Genomic DNA, 18,776 nt, shown 5'->3' with positions numbered 1-18,776 from the left:
CCTTACGCGCCGGCCTTGCCGTAGCCAGGCCAATATTTCTTGCCGGCCCGCTCGTATTGCGGCGGCAGGCCCTCGTCGTCGCCCAACGCCACGGCCGCATGATGCGCCCAGTTGGGATCGTCCAGCGCCGCACGGGCGATGGCGATCAGGTCGGCCTGACCCGAGGCCACGATGTCCTCGGCCTGTTGCGGATCGAAGATCATGCCCACGGCCATGACGTTGGCGTCCGGCGTCGCCGCCTTCACGGCTTGCGCGAACGCCAGCTGATAGCCAGGCTCGGCGCCCGGAATGTCAGCGCGCGCGACATTGCCGCCCGACGTCAGGTGCAGATAGTCATAGCCCATGTCGTGCAAGGCCTGACCGAAGGCCGTGACCTCGTCCCGGGCGATGCCGCCCTCGACCCAGTCGGACCCATTGAACCGCACGCCCAGCGCCTTGGTCCGGGGCCAGGCGTCGCGCAGGGCCTGGGCTGCGCGCAAGGGGAAGCGCGCCCGGTTCTCGTATGACCCGCCAAAGTCGTCGGTGCGGTGATTGGACAGGGGCGACAGGAACTGTGTCAGCAGATAGCCGTGGGCGGCGTGCAGCTCGACCAAGTCGAACCCGGCCCGGTCGGCCCGACGCGCGGCGTCCTCGAAGGCGGCGACCACCCGGTCCATGTCGGCCTCGCTCATCGCCGTCGGGGTATGCCAGTCGTCCTTGAATGGTTCGGCCGAGGCGCTGAACGTCTCCCACGCGCCCTCGTCGGCGCCCAGGGCGCGACCGCCCTTCCACGGCGCGCTGGTCGACGCCTTGCGGCCCGCGTGACCCAGCTGAACCCCGATCGGCGTGTCGCTGTAGGTGCGGATGTCGGTGATGATTTGCGCGAAGGCGGCTTCCTGGATGTCGTTCCACAGGCCAGTGTCGTCCGGCGTGATGCGGCCCGCCGCCTCGACACCCGTCGCCTCCACGATGACTAGGCCCGCGCCCGAGATCGCCAGCCGGCCCAGGTGCTGCACGTGCCAGGGCTGGGGCACGCCGTCGATGGCGGAATACTGGCACATCGGGGCGATGACGACGCGGTTCTTCAGCGTCAGGGGCCCCACGGCGCGGGGCGAGAACAGCAGGCTCATGAGAGACGATCCGAGGAGAAGGGGAGGGACCGTAGCTATGGCGGTTGCAGACGCGTTCAAGTCCAGCCTGTCCGATTGTTCATCCAGCTTGCCGATAATTCACGTGTGCGGAACCGACCCGCGCGGCACAAAGGGTCAAGCTTTCAAAGGGGAACCACCAAATGCTTCGTCTCGCTCTCGCCATCGCCATCGCCGCTCCGTTGCTGTCGGGCTGCATCATCGTCTCGACCGAAAAGCCGACAACCCGGGTCATCACCGCCCCGGCCTCGGGTCAGTGATGCGCGGCGCCCTCAAGGGTCTGGCGGTCGCGGCCCTGGTCGCGCCGCTGCTGTCGGCCTGCGTCATCTATGACAGCGATGCGGGCGAGAACGTCTCGGTCAATGTCACGCGCAACGACGCCCCGCCGGCCGAGGCCATTCGCGAGGCTCGCTTTGCCGACGGCGCCCTGGTCGCGCGGGTCGATTCCAACGGCTGCACCCAGGCTTCGGACTTCGAAGTGTCGGTGTCGGACGGCTCGCCCACCGAGATCACCCTGCGGCGCACCAAGCCCGACCTGTGCAAGGCCCTGGTCGCCGACGGCGTCGAACTGCGCTGGACCTACGCCGACCTGGGCCTGGAGCCCGGCACCCCGGCGCGGATCCTCAATGCGTTGAAGTAAGACGCGCGCGATATATTTTGACCTCGTCATCCTCGCCCTTGTGCCTAGGATGACGGAGCATTGGAACACTCAGCCTTTCGGCGTCTCGAACACCGCCAGCATCGTGGGCGGAATGCGCTGGGGTCTCAGGGTCCCGGCGTCCACCAGCACCCATTCGGTGACCCCCTGGGCGCAGACGCGGCCCTGGGCGTCCTCGATGCGGACATAGCGGGTGAAGCGCGGCCCCTGCGGATCGCCGACCCAGGTGCGGGCGACGACGCCCTGGGCGCCCGGCTCGATGCCGCGCAGATAGTCGACCTCGTGCCGGGTCGCGACCCACGACCATCTGGCCCGCGTCTCGTCGTCGAAGCGCGCGTTCCAGTGGGCCGTGCCCGCATCCTGCAGCCAGCCGACATAGACGACGTTGTTGACGTGTCCGTTGGCGTCGATGTGTTCGGGCCGCACGTCCAGCGGCACGACGAAGACCTCGCGGTCCTCGCGCGGGCTCAGCGTCTTGCGGGCCATCAGGCCTCGCCGAGCGGCACGCCCTTCTCGACCATCAGGGCCTGAAGTTCGCCGGCCTGGAACATTTCGCGGATGATATCCGATCCGCCGACGAATTCGCCCTTCACATAGAGCTGCGGGATGGTGGGCCAGTCGGTGAAGCTCTTGACGCCTTCGCGCAGGGCCTCGTCCTGCAGCACGTCCACGCCCACGAAGCCGGCGCCGACATGATCCAGAATCTGCACCGCCAGGGACGAGAAGCCGCAGCGCGGCTGGTCCGGCGTGCCCTTCATGAACAGCACGACGTCGTTCTGGGCGACGGTTTCGCCGATGAAGGCGTGGGCGGGATCGGCGGACTGGACAGTATCGGTCACGGGAAAGGGCCTTTCGTGAAGCCCGTCAGCTAGGGAGCCGAGAGGGCGCGGTCAAGGCGTCCGCGACGATCTGTATGGCGCGGGTCGCTCTGCGTCAGGCGGCCTGGCTGGCGACGACGCGCGCCATCTCGATCTGCGCGGCCAGGCCAGGCGGCATGTCGCGCTCGGGCGCGGCCGCCAGTTGCGCCAGCCGGTCGGTGTCGGTGGCGTTGACGATCACGCTGGACACCGTCGGGTCGGTCAGGACGTAGGCCAGGCAGATCGCCTCAGCCGTCCAGTTCTGCGTGCGATACAGGAAGCCGAAGGCGTCCTTCTGCGGCGAATCCGGCGGCCGCTTCTGCGCGCCGATGCCGAACAGGCCCTTCTTCAAGACCGGCGCGATGCGCGGACCCGAGCGCCGGTCGGTGTAGAAGTCATAGGCGAACACCGACATGTCCTGCTCTCGCGCCGAACGGATGCGGTTGCGAACCTTCCAGTCGGCATTGATGCCCAGCGGGGTCAGCAGGGCGTCGAACGCGCCGGTCGAGACATAGGCGTCCATCACCTCGCCGCCGCCCGCGATGCCCAGCAGCTTGATGCGCCCGGTCGCCCGCATGGCCTTCAGCGCGCTCAGAGAGGATTGCGCCAGTTCGGTCTCGCCCGGCTCGTGCAGCACCGCCACGTCGATCCAGCCCAGACCCGAGAAGTGCAGCACCCGGTCGATGGCGGCCGTCATGCCCTGTGCGGAAAAATCCCTGTCTTCGCCGCGTCCGTCGCCGGCCCCCAGGGTCAGGCTGACATAGACCAGCTTGCGATCCACGTGCGACAGGGCCTCGCCCAGCACCTCGGCCGCCACAGGGTCGGCGCTGTCCAGGCGGTAGCTGTTGACGCCCGCTTCCAGCGCCGAATACAGCAGGTCCAGACCCGCTTCACGCCCGCGCTTCAGCGCATCGGCGCCGAAGTTCAGCGTCAGGTTGGAGATGGCGGCGCCCGAGGCGCCGAAGGGCCTATAGCGCATCGGTCAGTTTCCCGCCTCGGGCGCCGAGGTTTCCAGCGCCAACGCATGAAGTTCGCCGCCCATCTGCCCTTTCAGCGCGGCATAGACCATCTGGTGCTGGCGCACGCGCGGCACGCCCGCAAAGGCGCTGGACACGATGCGGGCGCGATAGTGGTCGCCGTCGCCCGCCAGGTCCTCGATGTCGATCTGGGCGTCGGGAAAGGCTTCGACCAGATGCTGGCGCAGCGTTTCGACGGGCATGGGCATGACACAGGACTCGCGGTTCGTTCGGCGCGATGTTGGCGCATAAACCTTAATGGCGACCTACGCGCCTCGAACCGTCCTTTCGAACAGCTGAACCGTGTGATCCTTGTAGGTCGCGGTGGCATAGGGGCGATAACCGACCCGCGCCGCCAGCTTCAGCGAGGCCAGGTTCTCCGGCGCGATCATGCAGACGGTGCGCCCGCCCAGCGTCCGGTCGGTCCAGCCCAGCACCGCCGTCAGGGCCTCGGCCGCATAGCCCTTGCCCTGGAAGGCCGGCGCCACGCCCCAGCCCAGTTCGGGCGCCTCGAACGGCGGCTCCAGCTCGCGGCGATAGTCGAACACCCCCACGCTGCCCAGATAGACGTCGCCCTCGCGCAGCCGGATCGTCCAGTTGCCGTGGCCCATCGCGGCCCAATGGCCGATGTCGCGCAACAGCCGGAACCAGACCTCCTCGCGCCCCAGCGCCCGGCCCATGATGTGGCGCGTGAAGTCCTCGTTGGACCACAGCGTCATCAGATCGTCGAAATCGTCGGTCGAGACGGGCGTAAGCACCAGCCGCTCGGTCGTCAGAATTCTGTCGTTCACATCAGGCCCAGTTGCTTGAAGCTGGCCACCCCGTCGCGGCCGACGACCAGATGGTCGTGAACCTCGACGTTAAGGGCGCGCCCGGCCTGCACAACCTGTTTCGTGATCTCGATGTCGGCGCGGCTGGGCGTGGGATCGCCGGACGGATGGTTGTGCACCAGGATCAGGGCGCTGGCCGACAGCTCCAGCGCGCGCCGCACGACCTCGCGTGGATAGACCGGGGCATGATCGACCGTGCCCCGGTTCTGCACCTCGTCCAGGATCAGCTGGTTCTTCTTGTCCAGATAAAGGACGCGGAACTGCTCTCGCGGTTCGTGCTGCAGGGCGACCCGCACATAGGCCAACAGCGCCGTCCATGACGAGATCACCGGCCGTTTCGCCGTCGGCTCGCGTGCGATCCGTCGCGTCACGTCGAAGATCAGCTGCAGGTCCAGCGCGATCGCCCGCGTCGCCTTGCCGACGGCATAGCCCATCGACCGCGCGACCTGATCCTCGATCGCCTCGTGGCTGGCCGCCCCGATTCCCTCCAGCCCCCCGAACCGCGCCAGCAGATCCTTGGCCAGCGGCTTGGTGTCCTTGTAGGGCACGCTGCGGAACAGCAGCAGCTCCAGCAGTTCGTAATCGGGCAGGGCGCCCAGGCCCCCCTTCGCCGCCCGCTCGCGCAGCCGGTCGCGATGGCCGCTGTGGCGAGGCTTGGGTTTGGTGAGACTCTCGTCGGTCATACGCCGTCAGGCTCGCAGATGCGCAACCTTCACAGGATCGGTCGATCCGACGACGCGCGCAAGCTCAACGTGTGCCAGCACACCTTCTTTCGTCATCCTCCGGCGAAGCGCAGCGAAGACCGGGGGACCCAGCGGCGCCGAAGGCGATGCGTCCATCGGCATGATGTCGAATGAAGGCGTCTGCGGCAGGTTCGCGCTCGCGCGCGCCGCTGGGTCCCTCGGTCTGCGCCGCAAGCGGCTTGCCGGAGGATGACGAAAGCCTGAAGTCAGTTCGGGCGGAACAGGCCCGCCGGCGACGCCGTGAAGATTTCCAGCCCGTCTTCCGTCACCCCGATGGTGTGTTCGCACTGGGCGGACAGGGACTTGTCGCGCGTCACGGCGGTCCAGCCGTCGGACAGCACCTTCACGTGCGGCTTGCCCAGGTTCACCATCGGCTCGACGGTGAAGAACATGCCCGGCTTCAGCACCGCCCCCTCGCCGCGACGACCGTAGTGCAGGACGTTGGGGCTGTCGTGGAAGACCCGGCCGATGCCGTGGCCGCAGAAGTCGCGCACCACGCTCATGCGCTGGGCCTCGACGAACTTCTGGATGGCGAAACCGATGTCGCCGAAGGTGTTGCCCGGCTTGACCTGTTCCAGGCCCAGATCCAGCGACTGATAGGTCACGTCGATCAGCTTCTTGGCGCGGGCGTTGATCTCGCCCACCGCATACATGCGGCTGGAGTCGCCGTGCCAGCCGTCGACGATGACGGTGTGGTCGATGTTGACGATGTCGCCGTCCTTCAGCACCCGGTCGCCGGGAATGCCGTGGCAGACCACGTGGTTGATCGAGGTGCAGACGGTCTTCTCATAACCCTTGTAGCCCAGGCAGGCGGGCAGGCCGCCGTTGTCCAGGGTGAACTCGCGCACCAAATCGTCGATCGTGCTGGTCAGGACGCCCGGCTTCACATGGGCGGTGATCATGTCCAGCGCCTCGGCGACCAGACGGCCGGCCTTGCGCATGCCTTCGAAGTCTTCGGCTTCGTGGACGCGAATGGCGCTGGAGCGGACCAGGACGTCGGTTTCGATTTCGGGCGTTTCGTACATGGGGCGATCGGTCTGCAAAAGGCGGGGATACGGCGCAATCCGTTCGCCGCAGATGGTCGTTATAGCATGAAACCTCAACCCCGAGTTTGGATTCCCGCATGACCGACGCCAATCCCGCTGCCGGGCCTACCGCCGCCGTTCTGGTCATCGGCGACGAAATCCTGTCGGGCCGGACCCAGGATACGAACACCAACACCATCGCCCGCTTCCTCTCCGCGCTGGGGATCGACCTGATGGAGGCGCGGGTCGTCAGCGACGACCACGACCGGATCATTGAGGCGCTCGATGCGCTGCGGTCGCGCTGGGACTATGTCTTCACCACCGGCGGCATCGGCCCGACGCACGACGACATCACCGCCGACGCCGTCGCGGCGGCCTTCGGCGTGGCCCTGCCCCAACATCCCGAGGCCCTGGCGATCCTGGCGCGGCGCTATGGCGACGACTTCAACGCGCCGCGCCGTCGCATGGCTCGCGTCCCTGAGGGTGGGGTGCTGATCGCCAATCCGGTCACCGATGCGCCCGGATTCCAGATCGGCAATGTCTTCGTCATGGCCGGCGTGCCCAGGATCATGCAGGCAATGCTGGAGGACGTGGCGCCGCGTCTGCGCACCGGCGCCGTGGTTCACGCCCGCACGCTGAAAGTCAGCGGGGTGGGCGAGGGGGCTGTGGCCGATGTGCTGCGGACGGCCGCTAATCTGCGCCGTGACCTGTCGTTCGGCAGCTATCCGTTCGGCCACGGCAGCGTCGGCGAGATCGGAACCCAGCTGGTCATCCGTGGCCGTGACGCGGGCCTGGTCGAGGCTGCGGCGCAAAATTTGATCACAGAACTGCGAAATATGAGCATCGATGTTGCCGCAACGTAACCTCTCGAAGCCGTGATGATGTGCGGCTCCGGCGCCACGGTTTCGCCCGTTTCCGGTCCGATGGGGGCCTTGCCCGCAACGCTTTCGCGCCGTGAACGCTGAGTGGGCTCCTCCCCGGATCGACCGCGCGTAATGCGGTCGGCGTTTACTTAGGTGTTTGAAATGACCTCCAGGAACTTCGCCCGCGTGGGCGGGCTCGCCCTTACGACCGCCCTGCTGGCCGGCGTCGCCGCTCCGGCCATGGCCGGCTCCTTCTATGTCCAGGAACAATCGACGCGCGGCCAGGGCCGGGCCAACTCGGGCGAGGGCGCCGACAAGGGCGTTCAGTCCCTGTGGTGGAACCCCGCCGCCATCGCCGGCACGCAGCGCGAAGTCTACATGGGCATGCACGGCCTGGTCCTCGACTCCGACGTCGATGACCGCGGTTCCAGCGTGACCTACAACGTCCCCGTCGCGGGCGTCGGCGTCGTCAGCAACACCGTGCCGGTCAACGGCGACCCGCACGTTCACGAAGTGGTCGAGAGCGGCATCGTGCCGAACTTCGCCGTCTCCATGCCGATCGGCGACCGCTTCAACGTCGGTCTGGCCGTTCAGGCGCCTTACAACTTCACCACCAAGTATGAGCCGACCGACTTCGCGCGCTACGACGCCCTGACGTCCGAGCTGCGCTCGGCCAACGTCAGCCTGGTCGCCGCCATGACGGTCACCGACTGGCTGGACATCGGCGCCGGCTTCGACGCCCAGTACGCCAAGGCGACCCTGTCGTCGGCCCTGCCGAACGTGGCCATCCCCGCCGGCCTGTCGCCCGCCTATGTCCTGTCTCCCTCGACCGACGGCCGCAACGACCTGGAAGGCGACGGCTGGGATTACGGCTGGAACGCCGGCGCCCAGATGCACTTCGGCAAGCTGGACCTGGGTCTGTCCTACCGTTCCAAGATCGAGCACGAGCTGGAAGGTTCGGTGAACATCTCGGGCCTGACCGGCGTCCTGGCCGACGCCAATATCTCGGCTGACGGCGGCGCGTCCTTCACGACGCCCTGGTACGCCACCGTCTCGGCCCGTTACGCCGTCAACGACCGCCTGACCCTGAACGCCCAGGTCAACCAGATCGGCTGGAGCGAGTTCGACGCCATCCGCGTGGCCTACACCGGCGGCGGCTCGACCATCGTTCAGGACTATGACGACGTCACCACCGGCGCGATCGGCTTCGACTACAAGATCGATCCGACCATGACGGTCCGTGCGGGCCTGGGCTACGACCCGACCCCGACGCCGGACGATCACCGCACCGCCCGCATCCCGGACGGCGACCGCTTCCTCTACACGGCGGGTCTGTCCAAGACGGTCGGATCGATGACGTTCGACGGCGCCGTCACCTACATCGACATCGACACCGCGCAGATCAACGACACGCGCGACGTCTATGCGAATGGCCTGGTCATCTCGAACCTGCGCGGCGAAGCCACCGGCTACGGCGTCGGCTTCTCGATGGGCGCCACCTGGGCCTTCTAAGGTTCGCACACGCCTGACATGAGAACGGCGGCTCCTTCGCAGGAGCCGCCGTTTTTTTGTTCCTCCACCGCAAAGCGGGGGAGGGGGACCGCGCGAAGCGGGGTGGAGGGGGCGGAAACGGGCGCGATGTTCGACGTTTCACGCCGTGCGACGTTCGCCCCCTCCACCACTTCGTGGTCCCCCTCCCCCGTTTCGCTGCGCTTCACGGGGGAGGATTCAGATCAGGCCTTGGCGCCGCCGACATAGCCCTTGCCGCCGTTGGACGGGCGACGACGGGGACGGCGCTTCATTTCGCCTTCAGCGGGCTTGACGTTGTCGTTGATCGACGGGACGCGCTCGCCGGCCAGGGGGTTGTAGGCGCGTTCGGGACGCGGGGCCGCCGGGGTCTCGCCGGGACGGTTGCGACGCTGACGATGAGGCTGGCCGCCGCCTTCCGGGCGCACGCCGTCGCGGTGCGGGACGCGGCTGCGTCCACGACCGCCACGACCCTCGCCACGGCCGCCTTCGTTGCGGTCGCCGCCTTCGCGTTCCGGCATGGTCGCCTTCTTGCCGACGCCGGTCGCCATGATGGTGGCGTCCAGCTGGCCCAGGGCCTTGTCGTTGCGGCGGTCGATGGCCGGGATCTTCTGGCGCGTGACCTTCTCGATATCCTTCAGCAGCTTCATCTCGTCGCCGGCGACGAAGCTGACGGCGGTGCCGTCCTTGCCCGCCCGCGCGGTGCGGCCGATGCGGTGGACATAGGATTCCGGCACGTGCGGCAGTTCGAAGTTCACGACGTGCGAGACGCCGTCCACGTCGATGCCGCGCGCGGCGATGTCGGTGGCGACCAGGACGCGCAGCTTGCCGGCCTTGAAGGCGGCCAAGGTGCGTTCACGCTGGGGCTGGCTCTTGTTGCCGTGGATGGCGCCGGCCTCGACGCCGCCGGCTTCCAGATAGGCCGCGACCTTGTCGGCGCCGTGCTTGGTCTTGGTGAAGACCAGGCAGCGCGTGTATTCGGGATCCGAGAACATCTCGGTCAGCAGGGCGCGCTTGCGGCCCTGTTCGATATAGACGACCGACTGGCTGATGCGCTGCACCGTGGTCGACTGCGGCGTGACCTGGACCTTGACCGGGTCCTTCAGCAGTTCGCCCGCCAGCTTGCCGATCTCGCTGGGCATGGTCGCCGAGAAGAACAGGTTCTGGCGCTTGGCCGGGATCTTGGAGACGATCTGGCGGATCGGCTTGATGAAGCCCAGGTCCAGCATCTGGTCGGCCTCGTCCAGCACGAAGATTTCGGTCGAGGACAGGTCGAGGTTCTTCTGCTGGATGTGGTCCAGCAGGCGGCCCGGCGCGGCGACCAGGATGTCCAGACCCTGTTGCAGGGCGCGTTCCTGACCGCCGTATTTCACGCCGCCGAAGATGACCGCGACCCGGAAGCCCAGGTGGGCGCCGTAAGCCTTGAAGCTGTCGCCGATCTGGGTCGCCAGTTCACGCGTGGGCGACAGGACCAGCACGCGGGTCGTGCGCGGCTTGGGGGCGATGCGGTTCTCGGCCAGGCGATGCAGGATCGGCAGGGCGAAGGCGGCGGTCTTGCCGGTGCCCGTCTGGGCGATGCCCAGCAGGTCCTTGCCGGCCATGACATCGGGAATGGCCTTTTCCTGGATCGGGGTCGGCGTGGTGTAGCCGGTCGAGGCCAGCGCCTGCAGAAGGGCCTTGTTCAGGCCCATGGATTCGAAGGTGATGCTCACAGCTTTGTCTTTCGCGTAGCGGCGACGCGCATCGGCCATGGCATGACGCCGTCGGGCCGCGCACCGCCAGTCCCGACGGGGCCTCAAGGAATGAGGCCTGCGGGGTGGATCGGGCGCCGCCCCGCGTGTCCGGGCAGCGAATGGATATGAGGGGCCGGCGGCTTCTACAGACAGGTCTGGATCAGACCCACACGCGCTGGAGACGCCGGAGATCGCGATTGTGCGACGCAGCGCAAATGGGCGCTTATCGCCGATAAGTCAACTGCCGCACACATCAGGGCGCGTATCGCGTCGCCCCCTCACCTATCGCAAACTGGCCGACCGCGACGGCCCCGGCCGCGCCTCTCGCCTGACGATCAAGACCGCCCCCCTGCAACTGGTCTTCGACATCCTGACCAACTTCGGAGAGGCCGAAAACCGCTTCGCCATAAACACCAGCGACAAGAGCGACTGGGAACTGCGCGGCCAATACTGGCAGGCGAAGCAGAAGCTGGAGCGCGCCAACACTGAATGGGGTCACGCCCAACTGGCCCGCCGCGTCCAGCTGGACCGCCGCATCGCCGCCCTTGAGGCCCAACTGCGCGAAGCCGGCCTCGACCCCGTCATCGAGCGTGAACAGGACCGCCGCATCTCCCAGGGCATCGACCTCTACCTCGGCACCTGGCGCGGGATCGTAACGATGGAGGAGTGGGAGAAGACGCTGGATGAACTGTGAGGCCTGATCCTTCTCCCCTTGCGGGAGAAGGTGCCCCGCAGGGGCGGATGAGGGGTCGGTTCACCATTGACCGTATTCGCCCGCCCAACCCCTCATCCGACCTCGCTTCGCTCGCCCACCTTCTCCCGCAAGGGGAGAAGGAATTCTAATCCTCCACCAGCCCCTCGCGCGTCGCCGCCACAATCGCCGCCAGCACCTTCTCTCGGTGGTTCTCGATCATCTGATTGGGAAACCGCAGCACCCGAAACCCCTGCTCGCGAAACCACGCATCCCGCTCGGCGTCCTCGACCCGATCCTCATGCTGCGGCCCATCCGCCTCGACGATCAGCCGATGCCTCAGGCAGACGAAGTCGGCGATATACCGCCCCATCACCACCTGCCGCCGAAACTTCAGCCCCGCCAGCCCCCGATCCCGCAAGATCGCCCACAACCGCCGCTCATACAGAACGGGTTCGCGACGCATCGCCTTGGCGCAGGATTGCAGCCAGTCATCCATGATCAAGGTTGTGTCTAAATCCTCGCAGGATTGCAATTCACGCTCCCTCACCCGCGTCCCTTCTCCCCTTGCGGGAGAAGGTGGCCGAGCGGAGCGAGGTCGGATGAGGGGTCACGCCAGCCCTGACGATCCTCGTCAAACCGACCCTCATCCGGCCCTGCGGACAACCTTCTTTGCAAGGGGAGAAGGGACGCGAGATACTTAAACTCTCAGTAGGCGCCCGCCACGACTCATCAACTTATGGATGGCATGACGAATGTCGCCGAGTTGGAACCCTAGGGCGTGGACACGCTGTCAAATCGGTTGGCCGCGCTGCCGCCGGAGCATCGCGAAGCTCTTGAATGGTTTTGGGCAAGGCAGGGCGACCTGATACCTTGGCCCGAGACGTTGAATGGGCTGTTCTTGGTGAACCGGCCTAAGGGCATTCATAAGCCCAAGGGCTGGACCCACACGCTTAGCGTTCGACAAGCCCTAAAAGGCCCCTATGCCGACCAGCCTCCCATGGGCTCGATCAACGACGGTTGGACTTATCGCTATCTACAAGAAGGCGCGGATCCAAAAGCGCGAGACAAACACCCCACCAATAGGGGCTTGATGGCCTGTAAGGCAGACGATGTGCCGGTGGCTGTACTCGTCCAAGAGCAAGCAAAACCAAAGGTTCGTTACCGGGTTTGGGGATTGGCCAAGGTGGCCGCTTGGGACGCAGGCTATTTCGGGTTGATCGGCTATTCAAAATCTGGCGAACTGACGCCAAACCTTCCCTACTATTCGCCGCACACCGACTATTCAGACCTCGCCGAATTCGGGCCTCCCCTCGACTTTGAAGATTTTCGACGGCGTATTGAGCAGCAGATCTACGTCCGCCAAGGCGGCGGCGCCTTTCGTAGAGCGGCACTGCGCAATTCCAACGGCCGATGCGCCATTTCCGGGTGTGATGTGGCCCCCGTTTTGGAAGCGGCGCATATCGTCCCCTACCTCGGCACCCACACCAATGCGGCCGACAACGCCTTGTTGCTAAGAGCTGATCTTCACACGCTGTTTGATCAGCAATTGCTGTCGATCAATCCCGATACGCTGAAGGTCGAGTTGGATGAAAGCCTCAGAGACAGCGTCTATGCCGAACTGAGCGGTCAGAGCATTTCCATTTCCAAGGCGTCATCGCCAGAGACGCTCCGACAGCGATTATTGGAACGAGCGCTTGTGTTTGAGGGTAAGAAAACAATGCCAGCGTCAGCGTGACCCCTCATCCGACCTCGCTTCGCTCGGCCACCTTCTCCCGCAAGGGGAGAAGGAAGCAGGAACGGCTCTACAGCCGCCCCTTCCTGAACCGCTCCTGCGCTTCCGCCGCCGCCTCGGCGCGCCAGCGTTTGGGCGCGGACTTGTCGACGGCTTCGCCGGCGCCGGTCAGGGCCTCGTTGGCGAACTCCAGGTCCATCAGCTTCATGCGCTTGATCTCGTCGCGCAGGCGGCCGGCTTCCTCGAACTCCAGGTTGGAGGCGGCCTCGCGCATGCGGCCTTCCAGGTCGCGCAGGGCGGCCTGGAAGTTGGAGCCGACGAAGGGTTTGGAGGCCTCGGCGACGCCGGGGCGGGTCAGGCGGTCCATTTCGCGGGACTCATAGGGGCTGTCCATCAGCTCCTTGATGTCGCGCTTGACGCTTTCGGGCGTGATGCCGTGTTCGGTATTATAGGCCATCTGGCGTTCGCGGCGGCGGTCGGTCTCGGCGATGGCGCGCTCCATACTGCCGGTCATGCGGTCGGCGTACAGGATGACGCGGCCGTCGATGTTGCGCGCGGCGCGGCCGATGGTCTGGATCAATGAGGTCTCGGAGCGCAGGAAGCCCTCCTTGTCCGCGTCCAGGATGGCGACCAGGCCGCACTCGGGGATGTCCAGCCCCTCACGCAGCAGGTTGATGCCGATCAGGCAGTCGAACGTGCCCAGACGCAGGTCGCGCAGGATCTCGATCCGCTCCAGCGTGTCGACGTCGGAGTGCATGTAGCGGACGCGGATCCCCTGTTCATGCATATATTCGGTCAGGTCCTCGGCCATCTTCTTGGTCAGGGTGGTGACCAGGCTGCGGTAGCCCTTGGCGGTCGTGGCCTTGACCTCGTCGATGACGTCATCGACCTGGTTGCGGGTCTTGCCGCTGACCGGGCGGATCTCGACCGGCGGGTCGATCAGGCCGGTGGGGCGGATGACCTGTTCGACGAAGACGCCGCCGGCCTGTTCCATCTCCCACGGGCCGGGGGTGGCGCTGACGTGCACTGTCTGGGGGCGCATGGCCTCCCATTCCTCGAACTTGAGCGGGCGGTTGTCGATGCAGGAGGGCAGGCGGAAACCGTATTCCGCCAGGGTCGATTTGCGGCGGTAGTCGCCCCGGAACATGCCGTTGATCTGGCCGATGGTGACGTGGCTCTCGTCCACGAACAGCAGGGCGTTGTCGGGGATGTATTCGAAGAAGGTCGGCGGCGGCTCGCCCGGCGCGCGGCCGGTCAGCCAGCGGGAATAGTTCTCGATGCCGGCGCAGGAACCGGTGGCCTCCATCATCTCCAGATCGAAACGGGTGCGTTGCTCCAGGCGTTGGGCCTCCAGCAGCTTGCCGTTCTCGACCATCCAGTCGAGCGTCTCCTTCAGCTCGGCCTTGATGCCGTTGGTCGCCTGGTTCAGCGTCGGGCGCGGGGTCACATAGTGGCTGGCGGCGTAGACGGTGATCTCGTTCAGATCGGCCGTCTTCTTGCCCGTCAGCGGATCGAACTCCTGGATCGCCTCCAGCTCGTCCCCGAACAGGCTGATGCGCCAGGCGCGGTCCTCAAGGTGGACCGGGAAGATTTCGATGACGTCGCCGCGTTTGCGGAACATGCCCCGGTCGAAGTTCAGGTCGTTGCGCTTGTACTGCAGCGCGATCAGATCGGCCCGCAGCTTCCCCTCATCGATCTGGTCCCCGACCTTCAGCGTGAAGGTCATGGCCGTATAGGTCTCCACCGACCCGATGCCGTAGATGCAGCTGACCGACGCCACGACGATCACATCCTCCCGCTCCAGTATCGCCCGCGTCGCCGAGTGCCGCATCCGGTCGATCTGCTCGTTGATGCTTGAGTCCTTCTCAATGTACGTATCCGTACGCGGGACATAAGCCTCCGGCTGGTAGTAGTCGTAGTAGCTTACGAAGTATTCGACGGCGTTGTCCGGGAAGAAACTCTTGAACTCGGAATACAGCTGGGCCGCCAGCGTCTTGTTCGGGGCCAGGATCAGGGCAGGGCGCTGGGTCTGTTCGATGACCTTGGCCATGGTGAAGGTCTTGCCCGAGCCGGTGACGCCCAGCAGCACTTGGTCGCGGTCGCCCGCCTCGGCCTGGGCCACCAGTTCGGCTATGGCGGCGGGCTGGTCGCCGGCGGGGGTGTATTTGGTTTCCAGCCGGAACCGGCCGCCCTTCTTCTTGCCCTCGTGCGACGGGCGGTGCGGGACCCAGTCGGCGGGGGCAGCGACGGGCTCCTCCGGCGTCAGGCGCGGGCCGGTGACTGGCGCGAACATCGGCATCGCCTTGGCCGGCTTGCCTGTATCCCGCACGAACTGCGCCGACGCCTCCTGCACCCCCGGATTGGGCACGTGGACGGGCTTGGCCGGCTTGGCGGCGGCGGGCTTCGGCGTCGAAGAACGGTTCATGAACAGAACTTAGTGCGTGGGTGCGGGTCACGCCATAGTGCGCGAGGTTGACGAATGTTGCAGGAGCTGGATTGACTCGCTCGCACAGTATGTCCCATACACTGTGTATCACACACTATGTGACGCACGGAGGTGGCGCGTGAGCGAGAACGATGAGGCGCTGCTGTTTGAGAGCCTTCGACTGGAGCTGCGGCGGGGGTCGTTGATCCTGGCGGTGCTGGCGAGCCTCAGGCGCGAGCAATACGGCTATTCGCTGCGGGTCGCCCTGGGCGAGGTCGGGGTCGAGATGGAGGAGAGCACCCTCTATCCGCTGCTGCGTCGACTGGAGAGCCAGGGGCTGCTCGACAGCGAATGGCGCGAGGAGGAGCGGCGCAAGAAGCGGTTCTATCGCCTGTCGCCGCGCGGGGAGGCGATGCTGGAACGGCTGGCAGCCGAATGGCGACGCCTGTCGGCCTCGCTGGAGAAGATGCTGTGAACATCGGGAAAGAGGGAGAGACCGGCATGGACCTGGTCGAACGCTATCTGAAAGCCGTCGCGGCGCAGTTGCCGAAGGAGACGCGCGAAGACATCGTCGCCGAGCTGCGCGATGACATAATGGGTCGGATCGAGGACCTGGAGGCGCGGCTGGGCCGGACGCCGAGCGACGACGAGGTCGAGGCGTTGCTGCGCGAGGTCGGGCATCCGCTGAGCGTCGCGGCGCGCTATCGCTCGGGGCCGCAGGCGCTGATGGGGCCCGAGCTCTATCCGTGGTGGATGTTCGGGGTGAAGGTCGGGCTGACGGTCATGGCCTGCGTGACCCTGATCGGGCTGGCGGTGCGGGTGCTGATCGGCGAGGTCTATGTGGGCCAGGCGATCGGGCAGGGGATCGCCAGCCTGTTCAGCGGGGCCGTGACCATAATCGGCCTGCTGACCGTCGCCGGCTTCATTCTGGAACGCCAGGAGAAGAAGCCGGACTTCATCGCCAGATGGCGGGTCAAGGATCTGGGCATGTTCGAACTGGGCGGCGATTTCGACGCCGATCAGTGGAGCCAGAAGCTGGCGCGCGGCGACTGGTCCTCGCCCAAGGCCAAGTCGGGCGTCGAGGTACGCAAGAGCGCCGAAATGTCGCCGGTCGCGCGGGCGGTGGCCAGCGCCATCGGCTGGGCAGTGGTTCTGCTTTGGTGGACGGGCCTGGTGCAGGTCGCGCCGATCCGGCCCGAGGACCTGGCCGGCGTGGTCGACGGCGTCGATTACGGCCGCGTCCTGGGCGACATGGTGCAGGCCGCCTATTGGCCGGTGACGCTGTTCGCCGTGTGCCGGGTCGGGTTCGACCTGATGCGGGCCGCGTCGGGGGGCGACGTGCGCCTGACCGCGCTGGGCGACCTGGCGTTCGGCGCGGCGGCGGCGTGGGGTATAATGTGGATATGGCTGTGGTCGGCGCTGTCGCCGATCATCTGGGTCGGCACGATCACGGAATTCGTCGATCGGGTGCAGGGGCTGTTCGACCGATCAAGCGACGTCGATGGGCTGGCGACCATATTGATGATCGTGGTGGTCTGGGCCTTCGCCGCCGAGATCGTGCGGATGGTGCGGGCGGCGGCGCGGCTGGCCGTCGGTCGCTGAGGGGACGGGTTCAGCCCTTCCGCGACGGCAATGGCTGAACCTTCGGACGATTGCGCCGTTTGGCCCAAGCGGCGCCGTTCTGGACCGCATCGGGGCTGGGTTATCGCGTGACATTACAACAGGGTTTGGCGTTCGGCCTGGTCGGATTGACGGTGGCGGCCTTCATCTGGGGCCGCTTCCGTTATGACCTGGTGGCGCTGGCGGCGCTGGTCGCGGGCCTCGCCATCGGCGTGATCCCGGCGGAGGACGCCTTCGCGGGCTTCGCCAACGACGTGACGGTGATCATCGCCTGCGCCCTGATTGTTTCGGCGGCCTTCGCCCGGTCCGGCATCGTCGAGATGGCGTTGAAGCGGGTCTTGCCGCACCTGAAGACCGAACGCAGCCAGGTTCCGGTGCTGACCACGGCTGTGACCCTGCTGTCCATGGTGACCAAGAACGTCGGGGCCCTGGCCATCATGATGCCCGTGGCGCTGCAGGTCGCGCGGCGGACGGGCACGCCGCAGTCGCGCCTGCTGATGCCGATGGCCTTCGGCGCCATGGCGGGCGGCATGGTCACCCTGGTCGGCACCTCGCCCAACATCCTGGTCGCAGAGGTGCGTCAGGACATCGTCGGCCAGCCGTTCCAGATGTTCGACTATGCGCCGGTCGGTCTGGCGCTGACGGCGGCGGCGCTGGTGTTTTTGGCCTTCGGCTATCGGCTGCTGCCCAGGGACCGGACCGGGACGCTGGGCCTGTCGGCGGCGCTGTCGGCCAACGCCTATCTGACCGAGGCGCGTGTGCCCGACGACTGGACGCTGGAGCCGACCACCATCACCGCGCTGGCGGCCTTGGCGCCGGACGATATCCGGGTCATGGCCCTGATCCGCGAGGGCAAGCGTCGCGCCCGTCCCCGGGGCAATACGATCGTGCGCGCCGGCGACACCCTGTTGCTGAAAGGCGACCAGGAGGCGCTGGAAGGCTTCATCGACGCGACGAAGCTGAGCCTGGTGCGGGGCGACAGGCCCGTTTTGCTGGAGCAGGCCAAGGACGAAGTGCATCTGGTCGAGGCGGTGGTGGGCGCCGACTCGCCCCTGACGGGGCAGTCGGTGCGCCAACTGGATTTGTACGGCCAACACGGTCTGAACCTGCTGGGCGTGTCGCGCAGCGGCTATGAGCTGACCCAGCATCTGCGGACGGCCAAGCTTCAGGCCGGCGACGTCCTGCTGCTGCAGGGATCGGAGGCCGCCTTGCCCAAGGTGCTGACGGCGCTGCAGCTGCTGCCTCTGGCCGAGCGCGAGGTGCGGCTGGGCGGCAAGCGACGCAAATACCTGCCGGCGGTGGTGCTGGCGGCGGCCATGGTGATGGTGGGATTCGGCATCCTTCCCGTGGCCATCGCCTTCTTCGGCGCGGCGGTCGTGATTGTGGCGCTGGGCGGGTTGAAGATGCGGGACGCCTATGCGGCGCTGGACGGGCCGTTGCTGGTCCTGATCGCGGCGCTGATCCCCGTGTCCGACGCCATCCAGCAGACGGGCGGGGCCGACCTGATCGCCGGCGCCCTGAAGGGCCTGTTCGAGGGCATACCGCCTGTGGTCGCCGTGGCGGGGATGATGGCCGTGTCGATGGCGGTGACGCCCTTCCTGAACAACGCCGCCACGGTTCTGGTCGTGGCGCCCATCGCCGGTGTTCTGGCCCAGCAGCTAGGCCATCGGCCCGACCCCTTCCTGATGGCGGTGGCCGTGGGCGCCGCGTGCGATTTCCTGACCCCCATCGGACACCAGTGCAACACCATGGTCATGGGGCCAGGCGGCTACAAATTCTCGGACTATCCCAAGCTGGGCGCGCCCTTGAGCCTGCTGGTGCTGGTCATCGGCCCGCCGATGATCCTGCTGTTCTGGCCCATGTGAGGAACACCTCTTGACGCCGTGTAACCTATAGGTGATATGTCACCTCAAGGTTACTTATGGC

Annotated in this window: 19 protein-coding genes; 8 read left to right on the top strand and 11 right to left on the bottom strand. The window is 66.5% G+C overall.

Annotated features, from left to right (window positions below):
* Positions 1-2 precede the first annotated feature (2 nt).
* A complete protein-coding gene (locus ACP69V_RS11715; RefSeq protein ID WP_426023993.1) occupies positions 3-1,109 on the bottom strand; it encodes an NADH:flavin oxidoreductase/NADH oxidase in 1,107 nt (368 codons plus the stop codon).
* 277 nt (positions 1,110-1,386) lie between these two features.
* Here ACP69V_RS11715 and ACP69V_RS11710 point away from each other — a divergent pair, with 277 nt between their 5' ends.
* Positions 1,387-1,767, top strand: a complete 381-nt coding sequence (locus ACP69V_RS11710) for a hypothetical protein (protein ID WP_426023992.1) — start codon at positions 1,387-1,389, stop codon at positions 1,765-1,767.
* Positions 1,768-1,836: 69 nt separating this feature from the next.
* Here the strand turns inward: ACP69V_RS11710 and ACP69V_RS11705 are convergent, their stop codons facing one another.
* The 7 genes from ACP69V_RS11705 to map all read right to left on the bottom strand — a co-directional run bounded on the left by ACP69V_RS11705 (position 1,837) and on the right by map (position 6,256).
* A complete protein-coding gene (locus tag ACP69V_RS11705; protein ID WP_426023991.1) occupies positions 1,837-2,271 on the bottom strand; it encodes an acyl-CoA thioesterase in 435 nt (144 codons plus the stop codon).
* Complete coding sequence (grxD, locus tag ACP69V_RS11700; protein WP_426023990.1) at positions 2,271-2,624, bottom strand: Grx4 family monothiol glutaredoxin; 354 nt, start codon at positions 2,622-2,624, stop codon at positions 2,271-2,273. The genes ACP69V_RS11705 and grxD overlap by 1 nt, the downstream gene beginning before the upstream one ends.
* A 94-nt stretch (positions 2,625-2,718) precedes the next feature.
* Positions 2,719-3,621: an oxidoreductase gene (locus ACP69V_RS11695; protein WP_426023989.1), complete on the bottom strand. Its 903-nt coding sequence runs from the start codon at positions 3,619-3,621 to the stop codon at positions 2,719-2,721.
* 3 nt (positions 3,622-3,624) lie between these two features.
* Complete coding sequence (locus tag ACP69V_RS11690) at positions 3,625-3,867, bottom strand: BolA/IbaG family iron-sulfur metabolism protein (RefSeq protein WP_426023988.1); 243 nt, start codon at positions 3,865-3,867, stop codon at positions 3,625-3,627.
* A gap of 57 nt (positions 3,868-3,924) precedes the next feature.
* Positions 3,925-4,449, bottom strand: coding sequence for a GNAT family N-acetyltransferase (locus ACP69V_RS11685; RefSeq protein WP_426023987.1), 525 nt, complete (start codon positions 4,447-4,449; stop codon positions 3,925-3,927).
* Complete coding sequence (gene radC / locus ACP69V_RS11680) at positions 4,446-5,171, bottom strand: RadC family protein (RefSeq protein ID WP_426023986.1); 726 nt, start codon at positions 5,169-5,171, stop codon at positions 4,446-4,448. The genes ACP69V_RS11685 and radC overlap by 4 nt, the downstream gene beginning before the upstream one ends.
* 266 nt (positions 5,172-5,437) lie before the next feature.
* On the bottom strand, positions 5,438-6,256 hold the full coding sequence (gene map, locus ACP69V_RS11675) for a type I methionyl aminopeptidase (RefSeq protein WP_426023985.1): 819 nt from the start codon (positions 6,254-6,256) through the stop codon (positions 5,438-5,440).
* Between the two features lie 98 nt (positions 6,257-6,354).
* Between map and ACP69V_RS11670 the strand changes: the two genes are divergently transcribed.
* Both ACP69V_RS11670 and ACP69V_RS11665 read left to right on the top strand, forming a co-directional pair.
* The gene (locus tag ACP69V_RS11670; RefSeq protein ID WP_426023984.1) at positions 6,355-7,119 is read left to right on the top strand and encodes a competence/damage-inducible protein A; all 765 of its coding nucleotides are present in this window, start codon (positions 6,355-6,357) and stop codon (positions 7,117-7,119) included.
* Between the two features lie 162 nt (positions 7,120-7,281).
* Complete coding sequence (locus ACP69V_RS11665; RefSeq protein WP_426023983.1) at positions 7,282-8,631, top strand: OmpP1/FadL family transporter; 1,350 nt, start codon at positions 7,282-7,284, stop codon at positions 8,629-8,631.
* A gap of 221 nt (positions 8,632-8,852) precedes the next feature.
* On the opposite strand, the gene ACP69V_RS11660 is transcribed toward ACP69V_RS11665, so the two are convergent.
* Positions 8,853-10,337 (bottom strand): DEAD/DEAH box helicase, encoded by a 1,485-nt coding sequence (locus ACP69V_RS11660; RefSeq protein WP_426024063.1) that lies wholly within the window; start codon positions 10,335-10,337, stop codon positions 8,853-8,855.
* Between the two features lie 241 nt (positions 10,338-10,578).
* Here ACP69V_RS11660 and ACP69V_RS11655 point away from each other — a divergent pair, with 241 nt between their 5' ends.
* Positions 10,579-11,073 carry a hypothetical protein gene (locus tag ACP69V_RS11655; protein ID WP_426023982.1) on the top strand — a complete coding sequence of 165 codons (495 nt, stop codon included), beginning with the start codon at positions 10,579-10,581 and terminating at the stop codon, positions 11,071-11,073.
* Positions 11,074-11,218: 145 nt separating this feature from the next.
* On the opposite strand, the gene ACP69V_RS11650 is transcribed toward ACP69V_RS11655, so the two are convergent.
* Positions 11,219-11,569 carry an endonuclease domain-containing protein gene (locus tag ACP69V_RS11650; protein ID WP_426024062.1) on the bottom strand — a complete coding sequence of 117 codons (351 nt, stop codon included), beginning with the start codon at positions 11,567-11,569 and terminating at the stop codon, positions 11,219-11,221.
* A gap of 282 nt (positions 11,570-11,851) precedes the next feature.
* Between ACP69V_RS11650 and ACP69V_RS11645 the strand changes: the two genes are divergently transcribed.
* Positions 11,852-12,808 carry an HNH endonuclease gene (locus ACP69V_RS11645; RefSeq protein ID WP_426023981.1) on the top strand — a complete coding sequence of 319 codons (957 nt, stop codon included), beginning with the start codon at positions 11,852-11,854 and terminating at the stop codon, positions 12,806-12,808.
* 67 nt (positions 12,809-12,875) lie between these two features.
* Here the strand turns inward: ACP69V_RS11645 and uvrB are convergent, their stop codons facing one another.
* Positions 12,876-15,230 carry an excinuclease ABC subunit UvrB gene (gene uvrB / locus ACP69V_RS11640; RefSeq protein WP_426023980.1) on the bottom strand — a complete coding sequence of 785 codons (2,355 nt, stop codon included), beginning with the start codon at positions 15,228-15,230 and terminating at the stop codon, positions 12,876-12,878.
* A 139-nt stretch (positions 15,231-15,369) separates the two neighbouring features.
* Here uvrB and ACP69V_RS11635 point away from each other — a divergent pair, with 139 nt between their 5' ends.
* From ACP69V_RS11635 to ACP69V_RS11625, 3 genes are read left to right on the top strand one after another with little or no spacing between them, the layout of a single operon-like run.
* Positions 15,370-15,705, top strand: a complete 336-nt coding sequence (locus ACP69V_RS11635) for a PadR family transcriptional regulator (RefSeq protein WP_426023979.1) — start codon at positions 15,370-15,372, stop codon at positions 15,703-15,705.
* Positions 15,702-16,832 carry an HAAS signaling domain-containing protein gene (locus ACP69V_RS11630; protein ID WP_426023978.1) on the top strand — a complete coding sequence of 377 codons (1,131 nt, stop codon included), beginning with the start codon at positions 15,702-15,704 and terminating at the stop codon, positions 16,830-16,832. The genes ACP69V_RS11635 and ACP69V_RS11630 overlap by 4 nt, the downstream gene beginning before the upstream one ends.
* A 50-nt stretch (positions 16,833-16,882) precedes the next feature.
* Positions 16,883-18,715, top strand: coding sequence for an SLC13 family permease (locus ACP69V_RS11625; protein WP_426023977.1), 1,833 nt, complete (start codon positions 16,883-16,885; stop codon positions 18,713-18,715).
* Positions 18,716-18,776 lie beyond the last annotated feature (61 nt).

Source organism: Brevundimonas sp. PWP3-1b1 (genome assembly GCF_049896065.1).
Taxonomy (GTDB): domain Bacteria; phylum Pseudomonadota; class Alphaproteobacteria; order Caulobacterales; family Caulobacteraceae; genus Brevundimonas; species Brevundimonas intermedia_B.
The sequence above is the reverse complement of the archived record's forward strand: the minus strand, read 5'-3'. Positions and strand labels throughout refer to the sequence as shown.